At 42.9% G+C, this 18274-nt stretch carries 22 protein-coding genes and 1 pseudogene; 5 read left to right on the forward strand and 18 right to left on the reverse strand.

Going from position 1 to position 18274, the window contains the following annotated elements:
- Positions 1–101: 101 nt before the first annotated feature.
- The 4 genes from ACFO4O_RS00005 to ACFO4O_RS00020 all read right to left on the reverse strand — a co-directional run bounded on the left by ACFO4O_RS00005 (position 102) and on the right by ACFO4O_RS00020 (position 2233).
- Complete coding sequence (locus ACFO4O_RS00005) at positions 102–650, reverse strand: response regulator (RefSeq protein ID WP_382405123.1); 549 nt, start codon at positions 648–650, stop codon at positions 102–104.
- A 233-nt stretch (positions 651–883) separates the two neighbouring features.
- Positions 884–1084: a helix-turn-helix transcriptional regulator gene (locus ACFO4O_RS00010; RefSeq protein WP_382405125.1), complete on the reverse strand. Its 201-nt coding sequence runs from the start codon at positions 1082–1084 to the stop codon at positions 884–886.
- A 9-nt stretch (positions 1085–1093) separates the two neighbouring features.
- Positions 1094–1510: a hypothetical protein gene (locus tag ACFO4O_RS00015; RefSeq protein ID WP_382405127.1), complete on the reverse strand. Its 417-nt coding sequence runs from the start codon at positions 1508–1510 to the stop codon at positions 1094–1096.
- A 354-nt stretch (positions 1511–1864) separates the two neighbouring features.
- Positions 1865–2233 carry a hypothetical protein gene (locus ACFO4O_RS00020; protein WP_382405129.1) on the reverse strand — a complete coding sequence of 123 codons (369 nt, stop codon included), beginning with the start codon at positions 2231–2233 and terminating at the stop codon, positions 1865–1867.
- A gap of 824 nt (positions 2234–3057) precedes the next feature.
- On the opposite strand from ACFO4O_RS00020, the gene ACFO4O_RS00025 reads away from it, so the two are divergent.
- Positions 3058–3477 (forward strand): TA system antitoxin ParD family protein, encoded by a 420-nt coding sequence (locus ACFO4O_RS00025; protein WP_382405131.1) that lies wholly within the window; start codon positions 3058–3060, stop codon positions 3475–3477.
- A gap of 9 nt (positions 3478–3486) precedes the next feature.
- Positions 3487–4059, forward strand: coding sequence for an AAA family ATPase (locus ACFO4O_RS00030; RefSeq protein WP_382405132.1), 573 nt, complete (start codon positions 3487–3489; stop codon positions 4057–4059).
- A gap of 696 nt (positions 4060–4755) precedes the next feature.
- On the opposite strand, the gene ACFO4O_RS00035 is transcribed toward ACFO4O_RS00030, so the two are convergent.
- Genes ACFO4O_RS00035 through ACFO4O_RS00050 form a run of 4 tightly spaced genes read right to left on the reverse strand, consistent with a single transcriptional unit; the run spans position 4756 to position 7342 of the window.
- The gene (locus ACFO4O_RS00035; RefSeq protein WP_382405133.1) at positions 4756–5226 is read right to left on the reverse strand and encodes a PaaI family thioesterase; all 471 of its coding nucleotides are present in this window, start codon (positions 5224–5226) and stop codon (positions 4756–4758) included.
- Positions 5219–5572 carry a DUF4442 domain-containing protein gene (locus ACFO4O_RS00040; RefSeq protein WP_382405134.1) on the reverse strand — a complete coding sequence of 118 codons (354 nt, stop codon included), beginning with the start codon at positions 5570–5572 and terminating at the stop codon, positions 5219–5221. The genes ACFO4O_RS00035 and ACFO4O_RS00040 overlap by 8 nt, the downstream gene beginning before the upstream one ends.
- Before the next feature lie 28 nt (positions 5573–5600).
- A complete protein-coding gene (locus tag ACFO4O_RS00045) occupies positions 5601–6491 on the reverse strand; it encodes an alpha/beta hydrolase (RefSeq protein ID WP_382405135.1) in 891 nt (296 codons plus the stop codon).
- The gene (locus ACFO4O_RS00050; RefSeq protein WP_382405137.1) at positions 6488–7342 is read right to left on the reverse strand and encodes an SDR family NAD(P)-dependent oxidoreductase; all 855 of its coding nucleotides are present in this window, start codon (positions 7340–7342) and stop codon (positions 6488–6490) included. Before ACFO4O_RS00050 ends, ACFO4O_RS00045 begins: the two co-directional genes overlap by 4 nt.
- Before the next feature lie 163 nt (positions 7343–7505).
- On the opposite strand from ACFO4O_RS00050, the gene ACFO4O_RS00055 reads away from it, so the two are divergent.
- Positions 7506–7919, forward strand: a complete 414-nt coding sequence (locus ACFO4O_RS00055) for a MarR family winged helix-turn-helix transcriptional regulator (RefSeq protein WP_382405139.1) — start codon at positions 7506–7508, stop codon at positions 7917–7919.
- 71 nt (positions 7920–7990) lie between these two features.
- Here ACFO4O_RS00055 and ACFO4O_RS00060 read toward each other — a convergent pair.
- From ACFO4O_RS00060 to ACFO4O_RS00105, 10 genes and pseudogenes are all read right to left on the reverse strand, one after another.
- A pseudogene (locus ACFO4O_RS00060) lies at positions 7991–8167 on the reverse strand (IS3 family transposase); the annotation flags it as partial.
- A 12-nt stretch (positions 8168–8179) separates the two neighbouring features.
- Positions 8180–8422, reverse strand: a complete 243-nt coding sequence (locus tag ACFO4O_RS00065; RefSeq protein ID WP_382405140.1) for a DDE-type integrase/transposase/recombinase — start codon at positions 8420–8422, stop codon at positions 8180–8182.
- 48 nt (positions 8423–8470) lie between these two features.
- Positions 8471–8614, reverse strand: coding sequence for a transposase (locus tag ACFO4O_RS00070; RefSeq protein WP_382405141.1), 144 nt, complete (start codon positions 8612–8614; stop codon positions 8471–8473).
- Positions 8615–8670: 56 nt separating this feature from the next.
- Complete coding sequence (locus ACFO4O_RS00075) at positions 8671–8892, reverse strand: hypothetical protein (protein WP_382405142.1); 222 nt, start codon at positions 8890–8892, stop codon at positions 8671–8673.
- A 27-nt stretch (positions 8893–8919) separates the two neighbouring features.
- A complete protein-coding gene (locus tag ACFO4O_RS00080; RefSeq protein ID WP_465253827.1) occupies positions 8920–9219 on the reverse strand; it encodes a type I restriction-modification system subunit M N-terminal domain-containing protein in 300 nt (99 codons plus the stop codon).
- Positions 9220–9393: 174 nt separating this feature from the next.
- Positions 9394–11235 carry a glutamine--fructose-6-phosphate transaminase (isomerizing) gene (gene glmS / locus ACFO4O_RS00085; protein WP_382405143.1) on the reverse strand — a complete coding sequence of 614 codons (1842 nt, stop codon included), beginning with the start codon at positions 11233–11235 and terminating at the stop codon, positions 9394–9396.
- 29 nt (positions 11236–11264) lie between these two features.
- Positions 11265–12629, reverse strand: coding sequence for a bifunctional UDP-N-acetylglucosamine diphosphorylase/glucosamine-1-phosphate N-acetyltransferase GlmU (glmU, locus tag ACFO4O_RS00090; protein WP_382405144.1), 1365 nt, complete (start codon positions 12627–12629; stop codon positions 11265–11267).
- Between the two features lie 117 nt (positions 12630–12746).
- Complete coding sequence (locus ACFO4O_RS00095; protein ID WP_382405145.1) at positions 12747–13655, reverse strand: DMT family transporter; 909 nt, start codon at positions 13653–13655, stop codon at positions 12747–12749.
- The gene (locus ACFO4O_RS00100; RefSeq protein WP_382405146.1) at positions 13642–14175 is read right to left on the reverse strand and encodes a methylated-DNA--[protein]-cysteine S-methyltransferase; all 534 of its coding nucleotides are present in this window, start codon (positions 14173–14175) and stop codon (positions 13642–13644) included. Before ACFO4O_RS00100 ends, ACFO4O_RS00095 begins: the two co-directional genes overlap by 14 nt.
- Positions 14172–15551, reverse strand: coding sequence for a DNA-3-methyladenine glycosylase 2 family protein (locus ACFO4O_RS00105; protein ID WP_382405147.1), 1380 nt, complete (start codon positions 15549–15551; stop codon positions 14172–14174). Before ACFO4O_RS00105 ends, ACFO4O_RS00100 begins: the two co-directional genes overlap by 4 nt.
- A 130-nt stretch (positions 15552–15681) precedes the next feature.
- On the opposite strand from ACFO4O_RS00105, the gene ACFO4O_RS00110 reads away from it, so the two are divergent.
- Positions 15682–16854: a serine hydrolase domain-containing protein gene (locus ACFO4O_RS00110; RefSeq protein ID WP_382405149.1), complete on the forward strand. Its 1173-nt coding sequence runs from the start codon at positions 15682–15684 to the stop codon at positions 16852–16854.
- A gap of 206 nt (positions 16855–17060) precedes the next feature.
- Positions 17061–18266: a GGDEF domain-containing protein gene (locus ACFO4O_RS00115; RefSeq protein WP_382405151.1), complete on the forward strand. Its 1206-nt coding sequence runs from the start codon at positions 17061–17063 to the stop codon at positions 18264–18266.
- The last annotated feature ends 8 nt before the right edge of the window (positions 18267–18274 follow it).

Below are 18274 nucleotides of genomic sequence, written 5' to 3' on the forward strand. Positions count from 1 at the left end.
AGTAAATCGATTTGGGCTGAAAAGAACTTAGCTCAAATCTAATCTGACAGGCACCGATTGAAAAGCGGGTAAGTGTCAGATCAAGTCTGAGCTAGTACAACTTACTTGTCTGCTGCGCCACTGTCTGTACTTTGTTCTTGATTGTCTGCTCTTTGAGTGTCAGATTTTTCAGGAATGATAGGATTTAAGTTCACTTTTCTTAGAAGTTTCAGCACGCGATATTCAAGCTCTTTGGGTTGGAAGGGCTTTGAAAGATAATCGTTAACACCTAGTTCAACCGCCTTGAGCACTCGTTTTTTATCAATAGAAGCGGTCAACATCAAAAAAGGAATGTGCCTTGTGGTATCTTTTGATCTAACTTTCTGAAGAAGTTCTATGCCAGTAACTTTTGGCATGTCCCAATCACACACAATCATATCTACTCGATGCTTTTCTAATATGTGCCACGCTGCATCACCGTTGTAAGTGGCGATCACTCTAGTCGCACCCATTTGACGCAGGCATGCCTTGATCATACTACGGATAGCTTCCATATCGTCAACCACCAAGATGTTAATTGACTTTAATAGTTTGTTTGGGTCTTGCATGCGCGGTGTATGGTCGCTTTTTTGTTCTTCATATAGGGTGTATCGGTAATTTGAGCCTTTCACTTAAATAATGCGCTTTGACATTGCACTTCAGTTTTTCACTGACATACAGTTGAAGCCAACGCATATTAAGAAAGTAACAATTCTAAAGGATCACGCTAGTGTGATAACTCGTCCTGCTCAGCCTTAATTATTCAGTCTTGCTCTGGTCGTTAACCTTGATACTTGTGTTTGTTTGGAACTTGCAACAATGGCGTCCTTGCCTCTAATTCTTTTGTGTAGTTTGCTGAAATGCTTCAATCACCATTTTCAAGTTCAAATACACTTTCAACCGTTGTATTAAAATGCGCAGCTATTTTTAGCGCAATAATTACCGATGGTGTAAAGCGAGAGGTCTCAACAGTACTTATTGTTTTTCGTGATACTTCAATTAAATCAGCCAGTTCCTGTTGAGATATACCACTATTCTTGCGAAATTCTGCAATATTATTTTTCATTTTCAGTCCTTAGGCGCGACTTTGCCACAAAAGTGATATGCCGTATGTAACGCAAGCAATTGCCAAGTAAATGAATGCCATAGACGAATGCGATATTTGTGAAAGCAAAGTCGAGCCAAAAATAATTGCTATGCCAAAAGCCCCTATTAGTGAATAGGCACAATGTTTGTATGCTTTGGTGTTAATAGCACTTAAAAACTCATCTTTATAAGTTATGTAGAGCTGCCTACTCTTTAGCCCACCTTGTAAACAGAACATAATAAACGTACCTACAAAGGCAACGACCAGTATTCCAATAGTGATAGCTCTATATTCATCAACTAGCGGGTATAGAGATTGTGCCAATAGTGCAACGCCTATAAAGACTGAAAACCAGGCATTGTGGCTCATAAACTTCTCTTCTGACTTTGGGTTGTGTTGTTTCATGTTTGTTTCCTTTTTTTGATTAAATGATACCTTGAGGTATCGAGGTAACCTCAAGGTATCATCGTGTCAACAAGTTTTTGTAACCTTTGGGTATCAAGGAGAGAAGTGTTTATGTGAGCCTTGTTTGTTGAGCTTACCTTTGCAGACAGTTTTACTTAGCAAATGAATCTATTGTTTTGCTGCTTCGCATGGCAACCTTTGTGCCCAACTCATACTCCTAGCGTGATAAGGCTTGTCAGACTGGCTATTTTCTTGATTGTTTAGTTTAAGACTATTTTTCCCTCGCTGTGACGCCGTCACTCATATGCGAAGATTGCTATTGCAAGGGTCGAGCGTTGAATGCCGAAGTAAGTTTTAAATAAATTTTACGTCTCCTTTTTTGCGTTCTTTTAAATCACTTCCCGAGCCCATACCCCAATAGTCAGATACCCAGCAGTTTTGCGTTTGATCATAGCCAAAGGTGTAGCTGTGGCTGTCAATGTAAATTGTGAGCGAATCTTCACCAGTGGGTGAGTACTCGAAGTCAAAAGCACCGTCAACTCTGTTGAGGGCGCTAGCAATTTCCTCATAACCTGCACACTGTTGCTTAGATGGCATCTCAAAACTGCCAACAACAAGCATGTCCTCTTGTTGTTTTGTTTTAGTGCTTAATATCCAATGCGGATTTGCCCTATCAACCTCGCCACAGGTGCAGAGTTTAATTTTGCTTTTTGACTGACACATAATATTTACCCTTCTAAAAATAGGCCTCTGTCTTGAACCAAGACCGAACAATTTGTTTGCGCAAAGCTTTAACAGGTCTTACTTATTATTTCGGCGTTTTGAATACTGCCGTTTGTTACTCTTTAGAATGAAGAGGTGGACACACTCCACCCCGCAGCGCTACTTTTTCTTTGTCTCTGTTGTGCGAGTGAATTAATATCTGAAACTGAAACCACCTGAAACTCGCGATTTCGTGTTGGTAGATTTTATTCAAAATTCGTAAAGTTTGAAACTGAGTAAAGCCTAAACTTTAATATGACAAAAAGTCCACGTATTAATGTTTGAAACTAATTAATCTCATTAAGATTACCCATGAGCAGTCAAGATAGCTCTGCTTAGCAAGTGCTGGAAGTCGAGAAAATAAAACAGGCGGGGTTTAACCGACAATTTCTCTAATTGCAGCTAACCGCTAACTACCTGTAACTCCATTCAATCATCATTACCTTAAGCAATCTGATCTAAGCGTTCACATTCATCGGCCAGCCGTTTAAGCGAATCGTAGCCACGATATGACAAACAAGTAACCGACAAAATAATACTGCACACGATATAAGACAATAGAGCAGTATCGTTCCTACTTATTTTTTTATATTCGGCTCTATGTGCAAGAGCTGATCGCAGGACATAGAACCCTTTGATCATAGCTTTTAATGATGAATAACTTTTAAATTCATCAACATCATTTAGCTGCATGTTGATGTCTTTTTAAAGCGATATAAAAGGCATTCGCTTTCATGTAGAGATTTGCTACACTTAATCGCGTAAAAGAAGAAAGAGGCTAAATCATGGCTAAACATAACAGTCCTATGCGCCTTAACGAGCAATTAGTTAAGGACGCAAAAATTATTGGCTCTACTTTAAGCAGAACTGCCGCAGAGCAAATCGAATATTGGTCGGAAATTGGCAAGCGAGTAAGTGCAAACCTCTCACCTGCACAAGTCATCAGTCTATTCCACGGTAGTGCGTCAATCAAAGTTGAAGCAGCTAGCGAACAAGAAATTGACCCTTTTTATGTTGCAAATGAGGTGAATGCAGATACTTCGCTTTCACAAGACTTACTTAACCAAGGAAACGTACTTTATTCGCCTAACATCGATATGACGCACTTAGGTACACTAAAAGCCACCTACCCAAATGGTGAAGTGAAGTTTGGTAAATTTGTAGATGGCGAGTTTGTTGCTGAACGCGCTAAATCCAAAGCATAAGGAAGTAGCTTGTCTCAACTTAATATAATTGTAGGCGGCAATGGTAGTGGAAAAACAACTTTCTACTATCGTTATCTAAGTCAATACAACTTGCCTTTTCTGAATGCAGATGAGTACGCCAAGAAAATATGGCCCGATGCGCCAGAAAAACACAGCTATGAAGCCGCCAAAGAGGTCGAAAAACTAAGACAACAGTTTCTAGCTAGCCATCAGAGCTTTTGCTTTGAAACCGTTTTCTCTCACCCCTCTAAAGTGGATTTTATTGCCGATGCAAAGGCCAGAAACTTTAACATCAACTTGTACGTTATTCATATCGATAGTTCGCCTGAAACAAATATTGCCCGCGTAAACAATCGAATTCACCAAGGCGGTCACAGCGTCCCCGAACAAAAAATATCAGAGCGCATTCCTCGCATGCTCAATAATGTAAAGCTTGCCATTCCCTTGTGCGATACAGTCTCTTTTTATGACAATACTGATGAAAAAGAAACGCACAAGTGTGTCGCAATTTTAAGTGCAAACCAAATCAAAAAGTTTAGAGAACTGCCAGATTGGGTAAAGAATACGATTGGAAATAGCTAACTGTTGAATTCAATTTTCCACATAATATTCCGAATACTTTTTTTATCTTGCCCGAAATCCACTCTAAGCTCTTTTTGAGTTTATCCTTGCTGTTCAATTATTACCCCACTAAAAAATACTGCCTTGATCGTATTCAAAATTGAAATAAAAAGATTTGCTTTGGTTTAAATAATTTAGAGTTGCCAAATAAATTTGGTCTACTTTTTTGCGTTTAAGGCATACTTACGATCATAATTGCATCCAAGCATCCTTGTGATTAGCCACTTCAGCAGTCTTTCAGAAGCGTTTGATTGGGAACAACTTAAAAGAAATAAAAGAAAGACATGCGTTAGCAATTTATAAGCAAGCATTCGCTGGCATAAAAAAATAATTTCAAATCATAAAAAGCTGGTCTTGAAATCAGCGGCTTTGGATATCAAATTGAATATTCAGTTTCCATGTTTTTTTATCGATTACTTAGATTGGTAGTTAGACCGTCAAGTTCCTTTGGTAATCATAGTCTTACAGATTACTTCTCTATCTGAAACATGCAGAGAATCCTAACAATCGATCCAGTAAAAATCGAGTCCTTATATCAGCCAACCTAATTAATTAGTCGATTGAAATCTGAGATTTACCGGTTGGTCGATTAACCGGTTGATCGATTATGAAGTTCTGGTTCGCTAAACACAGTTTTACCTCGACGGAAGATTTGACCTATTTCATTATTACATGCCAGTTAGCTTTCATCTTCGCTACTAATTCGTTATTGCCGCTATCTATTACATTCACTGAAACTGAGAACTGTACTTTCTTTTCCTTACGAAGTTTAGCCAGTAATAAGCGTGAATTGCCCTCCACTTTTGCATCTGCAACAGCTTCACCCTTACAGTCTGATATTACGGTAAAATCAGCTCGGGAAACAACTGGGCGTGCATTTATAATCACAGGTAAAAAACTGCCAGTCATGGCCGCACCAGACGCCGTTTCGGCAAGTGTAAAAAGAGCTCCCGATTCAAAAGCTCCTTGAGCATCTTGGAGGCATGGATTGACGGCCATTCGAGCAGAAGCAATACCACTGTCAAAAGATGTAACTTTTAGACCGCATTCACGCGCAAATGGTACGCCATTATTCAGTTTCCTTGCTGCAATAGGTTTAAGAACAAGAGATAAAATAGAATCAAACATGGACTGACTCCTGACCGCTTTTTTTCGCAGTAATCTCCACTACGATGATTTCGTTATTGTCGTAAATTTTGGTGAGATAATCTCTTGATTGGGTTATGCATTCAGTGCTTGCTCTTAGCAAGCCCCGAGCAGGCTTTTTATAAAAAATGGTGAAACAAAAACCTTTTGTATCTGTTGGAACATTAGTTTCTGTTTTTAGTTTTGCAATGAGTGACTGTTGGGCAAGCGTAAACAAGGCTCCAGCGTGAATTGTATTGACATGGTTTTTGACACGTGGTTTTCCTTCCAAAACAAGCTGCGATTGACGCTCACTAATTGAGCATAACTCAGTGAACTGTTTTTTCATTTCAATATAACCCCTTACTGTATGTCGTTTACCCTAAAACTGTTGCTAAAAATGCAAGCTGGTCTTTGAGTGTTTGATTGGTGTGTTGTGGTTCATATAATTCAAAGTGGTCACAGTCATATCCCACGCTTTTAGCATTCTTTGCCCGTGCGACGACTTGATAAGCTAAATCAGGGATAGCGATTGAATCGCGGTTGCAAATACATAAGAGCAACGATGAAGTAATACGATGAGCCTCTTTAATCGGCCTGTAGAAGGCAAGTGTCAGAGCAAACCCAGCAGTAATCTCATTTCTCCAAACACGGCTAGCGCTAGCGTGTCTTGGATATCCTAATACAGCGTCCCTAGTTACCATTAAAGCGCTACTATCTAGCTCTCCAACCAACGGGATAAGTTTGGGTGAAGCCCCGAAACTTCTGCCAACAATATCTAACAAGGCATTGATTGTGAGCTTAAGTAACCTGAGTGGATGGGTATGTAAAACAGTATGTAAAAAGTCAACGTTAGGACACTGCGCTATAATTGCATCAATATCATTTCTTCTAGCGCCCAAGGTTAGAGTATGACTACCACCGAAAGAGGTTCCCCAAAGCACCAATTTGGTAGTATTAAGGTTTTTTGAGTTCTTCTTGGTATAACTGATGACGCTGTTCCAATCTTCTAACTGTTTTTTTATAGAGAACAACTGTCGTGGTGAGCCATCACTTTCGCCGAAGTGTCTGTAATCAAATGCGATAGCATTATAACCGTGATGGGAGAAAAATTTCGCAAGGTCTTTGTTTGCGCAATCCATTGTACCACCTATGCCATTCCCCAAAATGATTGTTCCACATACCTTAGTTGTTTTCGCTTTTACTTCGAAAATTTTAATTGATTCTTGAGTCTCCGACTGAATAAACTTGCAGTTGATATTCGTCACGACTTTTGATCTCTTTCTTGTGCTTTTAGCAACTCTATTCGTTTACGCCGTTTTTCTGGTAGCACTTTGATAAACTGATTCGGAAGAAATCGCTTAAATCGCCATAACGTTCTGAGTTTCTTTGGTGCAAAAATATAATTCTGTTTATTTGCTATACCTTCGAGAATATCCTCCACAGCCTGCTCGACGGTATAGTCAGAATATTTCATCAATAGACGTGCGGCTTCTTTTTCCTCGTCACTTGCTAGTAGAGAGGCCAGCAAATTAGTCTTAAAGAATGCTGGCAATGAAACTGAGATAAGTAATGAGTCTGTCATTGAATACTCGCCAATCAGAGTCTCTGTCAATGAAACTACAGCAGCTTTAGAAGAATTGTAACTAGCCATCATTGGTGAAGACATAAAACCCGCCGCACTGGCAACATTGTGCAATATAGCCCTATTCCCTATTAGATGTGGTAGCGCAGCTTTACAGCCATTTACGACGCCGAATACATTTATCTGATATATTTTATTCCAATCGTCTAGTGTTCTTTCTAGAAAATTCCCGCCAGCAGCTATTCCAGCATTGTTAATCATTACACCTAAGCCATCGGCTGCAAAATCATCAATACATGCTTTTAGCTCAGCATAGTTAGCCACGTTTCCTTGAAAAAATATTGGACTAGTTCTTTCACATTGAAGCTGCTTCTGCGCCGACTCGATGTGCTCTTGGTTTAAATCGAATATACCAACTCGCCACCCTGCCTTTGCAAACTCAGATGCAATAGCTAATCCGAGGCCGCTAGCCCCACCAGTAATAAATATTGACCTATTTTCAATATGCTTTTCAATTTGTGTTATGTGCTTCATATATCGACTCAGCAAGCGTTTTTATGCAAGGTATTTAAACATACCTGACATGTCAAGTATATTTTGGTATGCAAAAGACTATTGCTTTCTTGAATTAGTAATGTATAAAACTCTGAATCAATAGGCTGAACTTATAAAAACAAATAAGGAACTGGGATTCGAGGTGAAAAACCGTCAGCTTTTCTTTTTACTCAATCAAGCTAGACATGCATCAATGAAATTTGTTGACCAAAACTGTCTAGAATTATTTGGCGCTTCAGGTGTTCAAATTGGAGCACTATTTTATTTAAAAGAAAATCCAAATAGCCTAATGAAAACTATGGCTAAAAAGCTGCTCCTAGATGACTCAGCTGTTACAGGATTGGTTAAAAGGTTAGAGAAAGCGGATATGGTTTTTCGTCAAAAGTGCCCTGAAGATGGAAGGGCATTTAGGCTCAATTTAACAACAAAAGGCGAGAAAACCATATTATCGGTGATACCTTTTCTGCGAGACTTCAACCAGTCTATTGAAAATCAATTCAGTTCTGAGGAGCTAGATGTTATAGAACGGTATCTAACTACCATGAGGAAACTATAGCGGTCTTAACAATCAGAAATAGTCAATCATCGATTGCTCTGTGAGATAGACTGTGATGGGGCCTGAGTTCCCTAGACACTTTCTATCGCTTTAAAGTAATTACTTTCAAAGGTATTAGGTGACACTCGTATATTGCTCGTGTGTCGACGTTTTGGATTGTAAATCATCTCAATATAATAAAATATAGCCTGCCTAGCTTCAGAGCGGGTTTTGTAGATTTTTCGCCTAATTTGCTCTCGCTTCAAACTACCAAAAAAGCTCTAAGCGGCAGTATTGTATTGACAGTTTCCACGCCGACTCATACTCGGTATAATTTTGTAATTGGCTAGAAGTTTTTTGAATTGTCGGCTTGTGTATTGAGAGCCTTGATCCGAGTGTAAATTGACTTCTTTTACTGGTTTTCTGCGCCAATAAGCGGAAGTACTAGCATCCATAGCCAAGTCTTCTGTCATCATCGAACTCATCGACCAGCCCACAACGTTTAGAGCAAATAAGTCGAGCATTTTCTGCTCTCAAGTCTTGCTCATCATCACTCGCTTTTGATGGCACAGCTAGCTTTTTACGCCAATCATAAAGAGTTTTTGTACATACCCCTGGTCGATATCCGCAACGTCATTTACACTGTAGCCATGAACGGTTACTTGATTGACTGCTTCTCGCTTGAATTCATCGGTGTATCTGGTGCCTCTGCTCATTGTATCTTTCCTTGTGGTATTGTTTCTATTTTTACCATAAAAAGTGTCTACAAGTCTCAGGCCTTATCAATTAGCTGTACTCCAATAGAATCCTTAGCGAACATATCACTGGTGTAAAGGTCTATTTGAAAGCGAACATCTAACGGTGGAATATTGGGTGTTTCATTTTTTCTGATCAGATAAGAATCAATTGCATTTGATAATAATTCCTCAAATACGATAAATCGGTTGTCGCTTATTCTAGTCGTTTTTTTGCTACCTCTAATATCAAGTGTCATCCTGCTCTCCTTGTTCGAAGTATTCACTTAGGGTTGATGTATATTGAATTGGTATTTTTCTTGATAAGCAACATAGCCTTGCTCAATTAGTCTTTTGCGTTGAGCTTCAAACTGGTCTGTGATGAATTTTAGGAATATGAGACTGAGCACAACATGTTTGTACTCTGAAGATTCAACACTTCCACGCAGTTTGTTGGCAGTGTCCCATAAGTGCTGTTCGAATTTGGCGGTGGTTGTGGTGTTTTTTTGTTTGTCGCCATACCTTAAAGCTTCCTTAGCAACACCTTGCTTATAATAATTATTATTCTTACATTTCCTTGTTCTCATTATTCCACTGTTTTGAGGTTTTTGAAAATGAAGAGACTATTAAAACAAAGCCCGCATAAAAGCGGGTTCGTTATTATGGCTTCAGTTTGAAACTTTAATGTCTAGTTTCAAACTTTAATTCCAAGTTCCAAACTTTAATTCGATCGCACATCTGTATCTGTGCCTGTATCTGCGTCACTCCACAGTAACGCTTTTAGCTAAATTCCTCGGCTGATCTACATCTGTCCCTTTAATTAAGGCGACATAGTATGAAAGTAGTTGCAGAGGTAGGGTATACACAATGGGCGCGATAGACTCCATGCAGTGAGGCACGTTTACTACACGCATGGTTTCGTCTGACTCAAAATGCGCGTCTTTATCGGCAAATACATACATTATGCCGCCGCGAGCACGTACTTCTTCAACGTTCGATTTTAGCTTTTCTAATAGCTCATTGTTCGGCGCAACTACAATTACCGGCATGTCGGCGTCGATTAAGGCAAGTGGACCATGTTTAAGTTCGCCCGAGGCATAAGCTTCTGCGTGAATATACGAAATCTCTTTTAATTTAAGTGCGCCTTCCATTGCGATGGGATACTGGTCGCCGCGGCCTAAAAATAAGCTATGTTCTTTATCTGAAAACTCCTCAGCTAGCTCATCAATTTCATTGGCAAGGGTAAGGGTTTCATCAAGTTTATTGGGCAGTTCTACAAGCGCTTGCAATATGTGCTGTTCAAGCTGGGCAGGCATATTGTGATGCTTACCTATCGCCAATACCAGCATCAAAAAGCCTGCAAGCTGAGTGGTAAACGCTTTGGTAGATGCCACACCGATTTCGGCGCCAGCCTTGGTCATAAATGAAAGTGAAGACTCACGCACTAAAGACGAACCGTCAACATTACAAATTGCCAAACTCGACATATAACCGCATTCTTTGGCCAATTTTAAAGCGGCTAATGTATCGGCAGTTTCGCCCGACTGAGAAATAGTCACCAATAGGCTATTAGGTTTTACTACGGATTTTCTGTATCTAAACTCCGAAGCAATCTCAACGTCACACGACACCCCAGCGTAAGCCTCTAGCCAGTATTTTGCGGTCATGCCGGCGTGATAACTTGTGCCGCAGGCAATGATTTTGATGTGCTGCGTTTTAGCAAAAATGGCATCGGATCCTTCGCCAAATACATCGTCTGCAATTCCCTCTGGGCTTACACGGCCTTGCAGGGTATTGCGAATTACAGCGGGCTGTTCGTATATTTCTTTGAGCATATAATGGCGATAACCGGCCTTGTCACCAGCATCATGCTCTACGTTTGATTCTACAATAGGGCGCTCAACCTGCGTGCCAGTGGCATCAATGATGACAATGCTCGTGCGCGTAATTTCGGCAACATCACCCTCTTCTAAAAAGATAAATCGGCGGGTAACGGGTAACAGCGCCATTTGGTCTGACGCTATAAAGTTCTCACCAATGCCCAAACCAATCACCAGTGGCGAGCCTGAACGTGCCACCACCATAGTGCTGGCATCTTCTTTATCAATAATCACCGTGCCGTAAGCACCATGGAAGGTTGGCACTGCTTTGAGTACCGCTTCTAAAAGCGATGCGGATGATTTTCGTAATTGTGCAACGGTATGGGCAATGGTTTCGGTATCGGTATCTGAAGCGAAGTGGTAGCCGCTTGCACTTAGGCTGTCGCGCAAGGCTTTGTGGTTTTCTATGATGCCGTTATGCACCACTGCAAAGCGTTGTTCACTCACATGCGGGTGAGCATTAGCTTCGGTTACGCCGCCGTGCGTTGCCCAGCGCGTATGCGCAATGCCAGTAGTGCCTAATGCAATTCCGCTATCGCTTTGGTGGTCAATGGCGTCGCTCAACTCTTTTACTTTGCCGGTGCGCCGAATCACATTAAGCACGTTGCCGTTAATGAGCGCCACGCCAGAGGAGTCGTAGCCGCGATACTCTAAACGCTTCAATCCCTCTAGTAATATTTGTACTACGTTACGCTCAGCAACCGCGCCAACAATCCCACACATAATCTCTTCCTTCGCTTATTCGTTTTGGCTTATTTTTTAACTGGCTTTTGCCAGCCTGCAATATTGCGCTGTTTTGCCCGGGCTATCGCTAAATTATCAGCATCAACTATTTTGGTTATGATACTGCCCGCGCCGACTGTCGCGCCCTTACCTATTGTCAGAGGGGCTACTAGAGCACTGTTGGAACCAACAAATACGTCGTCTTGAATTTCGGTTTTAAATTTATTTACGCCGTCGTAGTTACAGGTAATGGTGCCTGCACCAATGTTGACGCCGCTGCCTATCTCAGCATCGCCAATATAACTTAGGTGATTTACCTTTGAGCCCTTACCAATGCTGGCTTTTTTGACTTCTACAAAGTTGCCTACTTTAACACCCTCACTCAAATCGCTTCCTGGGCGCAAGCGGGCGTAAGGGCCTATTTTACAATTTGCGGCAAGTTTGGCATCTACAATATGGGAGAAGGCTTCAATCACAGTGCCGTCGCCAATCTCACAGTCTTTGAGCACACAGTTAGGACCAATGCTAACATTATTGCCAAGCACTACTGAGCCTTCAAATAGGGTGTTTACGTCAATGCTCACATCACGACCCACGCGCAAATCACCGCGCACATCAACCCGATGAGGGTCGGCCAAACGTACGCCGTCATCCATCAAGGTGTCTGCTATTTTAAGCTGGTAAGCACGCTCTAATGCGGCCAACTGTTTACGATTATTGATCCCTTCAACTTCTTTAGGCCATTGCGGCTGCGCCGATTGAATCACTTTACCCTCTTGCGCTGCCATGGCAATTACGTCGGTTAGGTAATATTCGTTTTGTGCGTTGTTATTCGATAATTTAGACAGCCACTGCTTTAAATCTTTACCTGCCATGATCATCATGCCGGTATTAATTTCGGTAATAGCGCGTTGTGCGTCTGTGGCATCTTTATGCTCAACAATTGCCGTAATAGAGGCGCCATCTGCACTGCGCACAATGCGGCCCATGCCGGTTGGGTCTGGCAAGTTCACGGTCAGCAGAGCTAAATCACAGTTTTGCTTCACTGCCACTAATTGCTCTAAGGTGCCTTTAGAAATAAGCGGGGCATCGCCCACTAAAATTAGCACGTCGTCATTATCGTTTATATGCTCTTGCGCCTGCATTACCGCATGACCGGTGCCAAGCTGCTCTGCTTGCAAACACCAGTTGAGCTGATGCTTATTTAACCGTGCTTTAAGCAAGTCTCCACCGTGACCATAAACAAGGTTAATCTGATGACAGTCAAGGCTCTTAACGGTATCTATAATATGTTCAACAATCGGCTTGTTGGCTAAGGTATGAAGGACTTTAGGAAGGTCAGACTTCATTCTAGTGCCTTTGCCCGCGGCTAGAATGACTACAGATAGCGCCATGCTTTTTCCTCATAATTTCAGTGCGCAAAGTGTAGCCAAAGCAGGCGCGTTTGTCAGTAGCTTTTCATTTTAAGGACTGGTCGCAGAATTGAGTGACAGACTGGTCGAGGAGATGTTTTATAGCGACGCGCTTTTTTTACCGGGCAGCAAACGCTTGAATATCGCCCAAGCGTTAGTTGCCATCATTACACCAAGTAATATCATGCTGCCGCCAAAAATAGAGCTTAATGACAAGACTTCATCTAATATCACCACGCCCCAAAATATGCCAAAAAGCGGCACTAAATAGCCAACGGTCATACTGCGCGAAGCACCAATTTTGGCAATTAAATCGAAGTACATAACGTAAGCCAAACCTGTGCACAAAAAGGCAAGCGTTAAGCCACTTATCCAAGCGCTGCTAGAAGGCATAACCTCAGGCAAATGATAAAGGGCAAAGGGTGCAAGAATAATCGCTGTAAATATTTGGCTTCCCGCCGCAATCGCAAAAGGCTTGGCTTGCGACAGGTGACGCTTTAAATAGCTCGCGGCTATGCCATAGCATAAGGTGGCGGCTAAAGCGGCGAGTACGGGTAGCGCCGAGGCAAGCCCATCACCCTGTACGTGCGTTTGCCCCACCGTAATAACTACCACGCCGGCAAACCCCAAACCTATACCACCGATGCCGAGCCAGCCAATAGACTCGCGTAAATACAAATATGCCACAAGCACGCCAAACATAGGCGCAGTTGCGTTTAAAATTGCACCGAGGCCTGCGTTTAAGTGCAGCAGCGAATAATTGAACAAGCAAAACGGGATTGCGGTGTTTACTAGCCCCACCACAAAGAGTTTAGGCCAATAACGAATTAAATCTCCCCCTTGTTTTTTTAGTAAAACCAAGGGCAGCAAGCAAAGCGTCGCTCCCAACGCGCGTATTTCAACTAACGCAAAAACGCCAAATGCAGGCACCGCCTCTTTCATTAGCATGAAGGAGGCACCCCAAATAGCGCCTAGCAGCAGCAGTTCGGCAAAATCAGATGTTTTCAATAAACAATCTCTGTTGGTTAGATTCAAGTGAGAGCAAAAAAGCTTTTCGCGACATGCCGCCTGCATATCCGGTTAGCTTTCCGTTGGAACCGATTATTCTATGGCATGGCACTATAATAGCAATAGGGTTTTTGCCATTCGCAGCACCAACCGCTCGACACGCTTTTACATTACCCACCGCTTGAGCAATATCTAAATACGACGCAACCTCGCCGTAGGCAATCTGCTGCAGAGCATTCCACACTTGCTGCTGAAATTGCGTGCCTTTTGGACTAAGGGGTATATCGAAGGTCGAACGCGCACCAGCAAAGTACTCAATTAGCTGCCCTTTGGCGTGTTCGCTAATGTCGTTGGCCTGCTCTTGCACAGCATCGTCTGCAAACGCAACGCTCAACACGGCGCGCTCACTCGCCCTCACCTGCACATATCCTACAGGTGTTGCAAACTGACTAATGCCGACAGTCCTGTACTCTTGTTTTTGTTGCTGTTCTTGTTCTGCGCTCTTAGCTTGCTTGCTCATGCTAAATTCCATAATGCGAGGGTTAGGTAACTGCGCCATGGAGCGGCGTGCTCAGGCGTAAATGGCGGTGCTTTTTGTTGCTCAAAGCTATCGTGCAATTTCTTGATTTGCTGGCGAATGATCAAATCGGTATCTAGCCACACGTCGGTGCTGCTGGTGGCGCGCAATTTTACGTAGTTTACTGTCCACGGGCCAATGCCTTTAAGCGCGAGCCATTGGTCAAAATCTGCATTGGGGTGTTGAGCCATCAGAGCAGCAAAGTTCTGCAGAGCGGCTTTTCTAGCTCCAGGCATCTTTAAAAAACTTAAGTCTGCATCGCGCAACTGCTCGGGCGTAATAAAGCTTTGCGCCGCGCCCACAAGGCCCTGCTGCAAGCGATTAAGCTGCGTGATTGCCGCCTGTACGCTTACCTGCTGCCCGAGAATTGCCCTTACGCCCGCCTCAAAACGACAGCTCAAGCCGGGTATGCGAATACCACGATTAATTTGCGATGGCTTAAGCCCTGCTTTTTCAATGGCGTCATAAATCACATAGGGGTTCGCCTGTAAATCTAAAATTTTGTTAACCCGTTCAATAATTGCCGCACTCAAATCAACATGCTCGTGCGAATAAGACACCTCAAAAGCCCGAGCACTTGCTTTATGCCGCATACAAACCCGTACATTGCGGTTGTGTATGTTGAGGCTTTTAGTAAAGCTGGTTTGGCTTACCGCCTCGTTGTTATCTATTTGCCGACGTTTAAAAAAATCGCGCATGCTTGGCCAGTCATATTCGCCCTGATAATAAAGCATGAGCTGAATATTAGCTTGCTTCGCTGAAGCGGCATGATGCGCGCTTCTAATTTGAGTAGGGGTTAATGAGCAGATTTGTTTCATATGATGCTGCAACTGCCTGCTACTACTAAATCCTGCGCCTTGTGCGACTTGCTCTATGTTCATGTTAGAGCCGTGCAGCAAGCGTTTTGCGAGTAAAATTTGATTGAACAGGCGAAATTGTTTTGGCGATAGCTGCAAGTGGCTCGTCATTAATTTTCGCAAATAACGCGCACTTACTCCCAAACGCTCAGACACATCTTCTATGCTGCGGCTATAATCTTCGGTGAGCAGGCGCATGGCTCGCTCTACAGTGGTTTGTACGCCCTGCCAAGCGAACGAATGAGGCGAACTGTCGGGACGGCACCTCAAACACGGGCGAAAGCCTCTATGCATAGCCTCAACCGCGCTGTGAGCATACTCTACATTCTTCTCTAAAGGCGCTCGTACTTTGCAAATGGGGCGGCAAAAAATGCCTGTGCTTTTTACCAAAACAAAAAACTTGCCGTCAAAGCGGGGGTCTCGTGCCATTCTGGCGCGCTCACATTGCTCAATCGTTAACATCGTTTTCCATTTAGTGGTATGCTTTGGCTATAACAAACAGTCTACGATGATAACGCAAAAAAACACGTTGTTTTCGGAACTCATTGTTAATTAACCTTACTAACTCATACTATTTATAATGCAGTAATTCATGATTTCTACTCGCCTGTTTATCCGCCTAAGTTGTGTCTTGCTGAGTCTTTTAGCTGGATTTAGCGTGCGCGCGCAGGCTCCATCTGTAGACATGCAGTGGACAAACGACTTTGCCAACGAGGTAAGAGCCGAGGCCAAAAAGCGTAATATTCCAGGGTTTGTGTTTGTGGTTGTTGAGCGCGGAAAGCCGGCAAAATTCTATACCTTTGGAAAAACGGAAAAACGCGGCGAAGCTATCTCAACCAACACAAAATTTCGCCTAGCGTCGGTATCAAAAACCTTTACCGCCACCTTAATTGCCACCGAAAGTCCAATTGCTACCACCATGGGCTGGCAAACGCCGGTCAGTGAAATAACGCCAGAGTACAACTTCGATAAATACCCTCAAAAACCGCTTCTTCTCAGGCACATTGTTGGACAGTCTACGGGCTTTATGCCCAACGCCTACGACAACCTCATAGAAGCGAACTACCAGCGAAAACGAGTACTGAAAGAATTTCAAGCACTCGAGCCTTTATGTGAACCCGGATATTGTTATACCTATCAAAATGCGCTGTTTGGCGTAATAGAGGAGCATTATGCCCAGCGCAATACTTCTTATGCTAAGCAGTTGCAGGCGCGTTTATTTGAACCGCTGGGGCTCGAGGCATCAGTAGGCAGAAACGCGCTAGAATCAGCCTCAAGCTGGGCTAAACCACATGCCGCTATTGCCAGAAATCGCTGGGCGAAGGTAAAAGTAAAAGATGATTATTATCGATTTTCACCGGCTGCGGGTATTAACGCGAGCGCGAAAGACATGGAAATATGGATACGGGCTATGCTGCTCGAATATCCAGACGTAGTGTCCGAAGATATGGTCACTGAAATGACTTTACCCAGAGTGCAAACCAAAAACGAACTGCGTAGGCGCGGTTGGCGACAGCATCTAAACAGTGCGCATTATGGTTTAGGTTGGCGTGTATATAACTTTAAAGATATTCAGTTGAACTATCATGGTGGCTGGGTACAAGGTTATCGAGCGGATGTGTCGTTTGCCCCAGAGCTCGGCATTGGTTACGCCTTTTTGATGAATGCTGAAAGTAATTTAATTAATCAGGTGACCGCCGATTTTTGGGCTAACGTGGTTAATGCCTACGAAGCAAGATTGGCAGCGCAATCAACGCGTAATTGAGTTTATATACTCATAAGCAAAGGCCTTATCAAATAAGACAAAATGCCGATATACTCTTTAACGCCGTGAAATCGCTTTACTAGATTCACAAATAAACACTGTGATAGGCAACTAAAATTAAGGGCAGTCGCGTAAAATTATGCTGTGCCTTTAGGTTTATCAACGAAATGGCTGAACAACGAATAGTCTAAACAACGAGCTTAAGATTGAACCCAGTAAGTTTAAACACCACAGAATATAAAGATATTGCTATGCGCACTCGAGCAGACATTATTGCTTTGCTCTTTGCACAATCGGGCAATGTCCTCATCGGGCATATTGGCATTATATGTATCTATGCCTTTTGGCTCTCAAACACAGTTGACGCTAGCTCATTAACTATTTGGATTAGCCTTGGTGTGTGTATATCGCTGGCGCGTTTTGTTTTGTCATTGGCCTACCAAAAATATCATCACAGTGCGCTCAGTCAGAATCAGTGGGTTGCTATATGGACAGTGCTCACCATCCTTATGTCGCTATCTTATGCTTTTGCTATAACGGTGGTTACGCCTGCTTCGCCCCCTGAATATATCATGAGTACAGCAGCGCTTTTATTCGCAGTATATGCCGGAAGCGCATTGAGTTACGCCACTAGTTTGTATGCCATAGCATGCCTAACCCTCCCTGTTAGTATCATTAGCGCAGCTTACATGTTTATGCTCAATACCCACGCCAGTATTTCGGTTGGCTTAAGTGTTGTGGCTTTTGCAGGCGTGACATTTCTGCTAGTGCGCAAGGTAAACAAGGCACTTGTTAAAGCGATTGAGCTTAACTATCAAAACCAACAAGAGATTGATAAGCGCAAGCTCGTTGAAAGGCAGCTATACGACATTTCTCGTCGCGACTCACTTACCGGTTTATTTAACCGCCGTTATTTTGATGAAATGTTGGAGGTAGAATTAGGGCGTGCTTATCGTAGCCATAGCGCACTTTCGTTGGTGCTTTTAGATGTGGACTATTTTAAGGAATATAACGACCACTATGGTCATGTTGCCGGCGATAATTGTTTAGTTGATTTAGGGCAAATTATTGAGCGGCAAACTAATCGCAAAGGCGATTTGGTTGCCCGCTATGGCGGCGAAGAGTTCGCCATTATCTTGCCGGGTATTGATGCAAAAGGCGCGCTAGCCTATGCCAAACGCCTGCAGAGCTTTGTTCAGAGCCAGCGCTTGGAACACAAAGCAACAAAACTGACGAGCTTGAACTGCCTAACCATCAGCGTAGGCGTTACCAGCGTGGTACCGGTTATGAAAATAAAGCCTCGCCAATTGATTGATCAGGCAGACAAAGCGCTATACGACGCCAAAAACGACGGGCGCAACCGCGTCAAAGCATTTGCGCCATTTGGCATCGACCATGAAGGCCTTAAATAACCTAATTC

Origin of the sequence: Glaciecola siphonariae (assembly GCF_042652645.1) — a bacterium.
GTDB lineage: Bacteria > Pseudomonadota > Gammaproteobacteria > Enterobacterales > Alteromonadaceae > Glaciecola > Glaciecola siphonariae.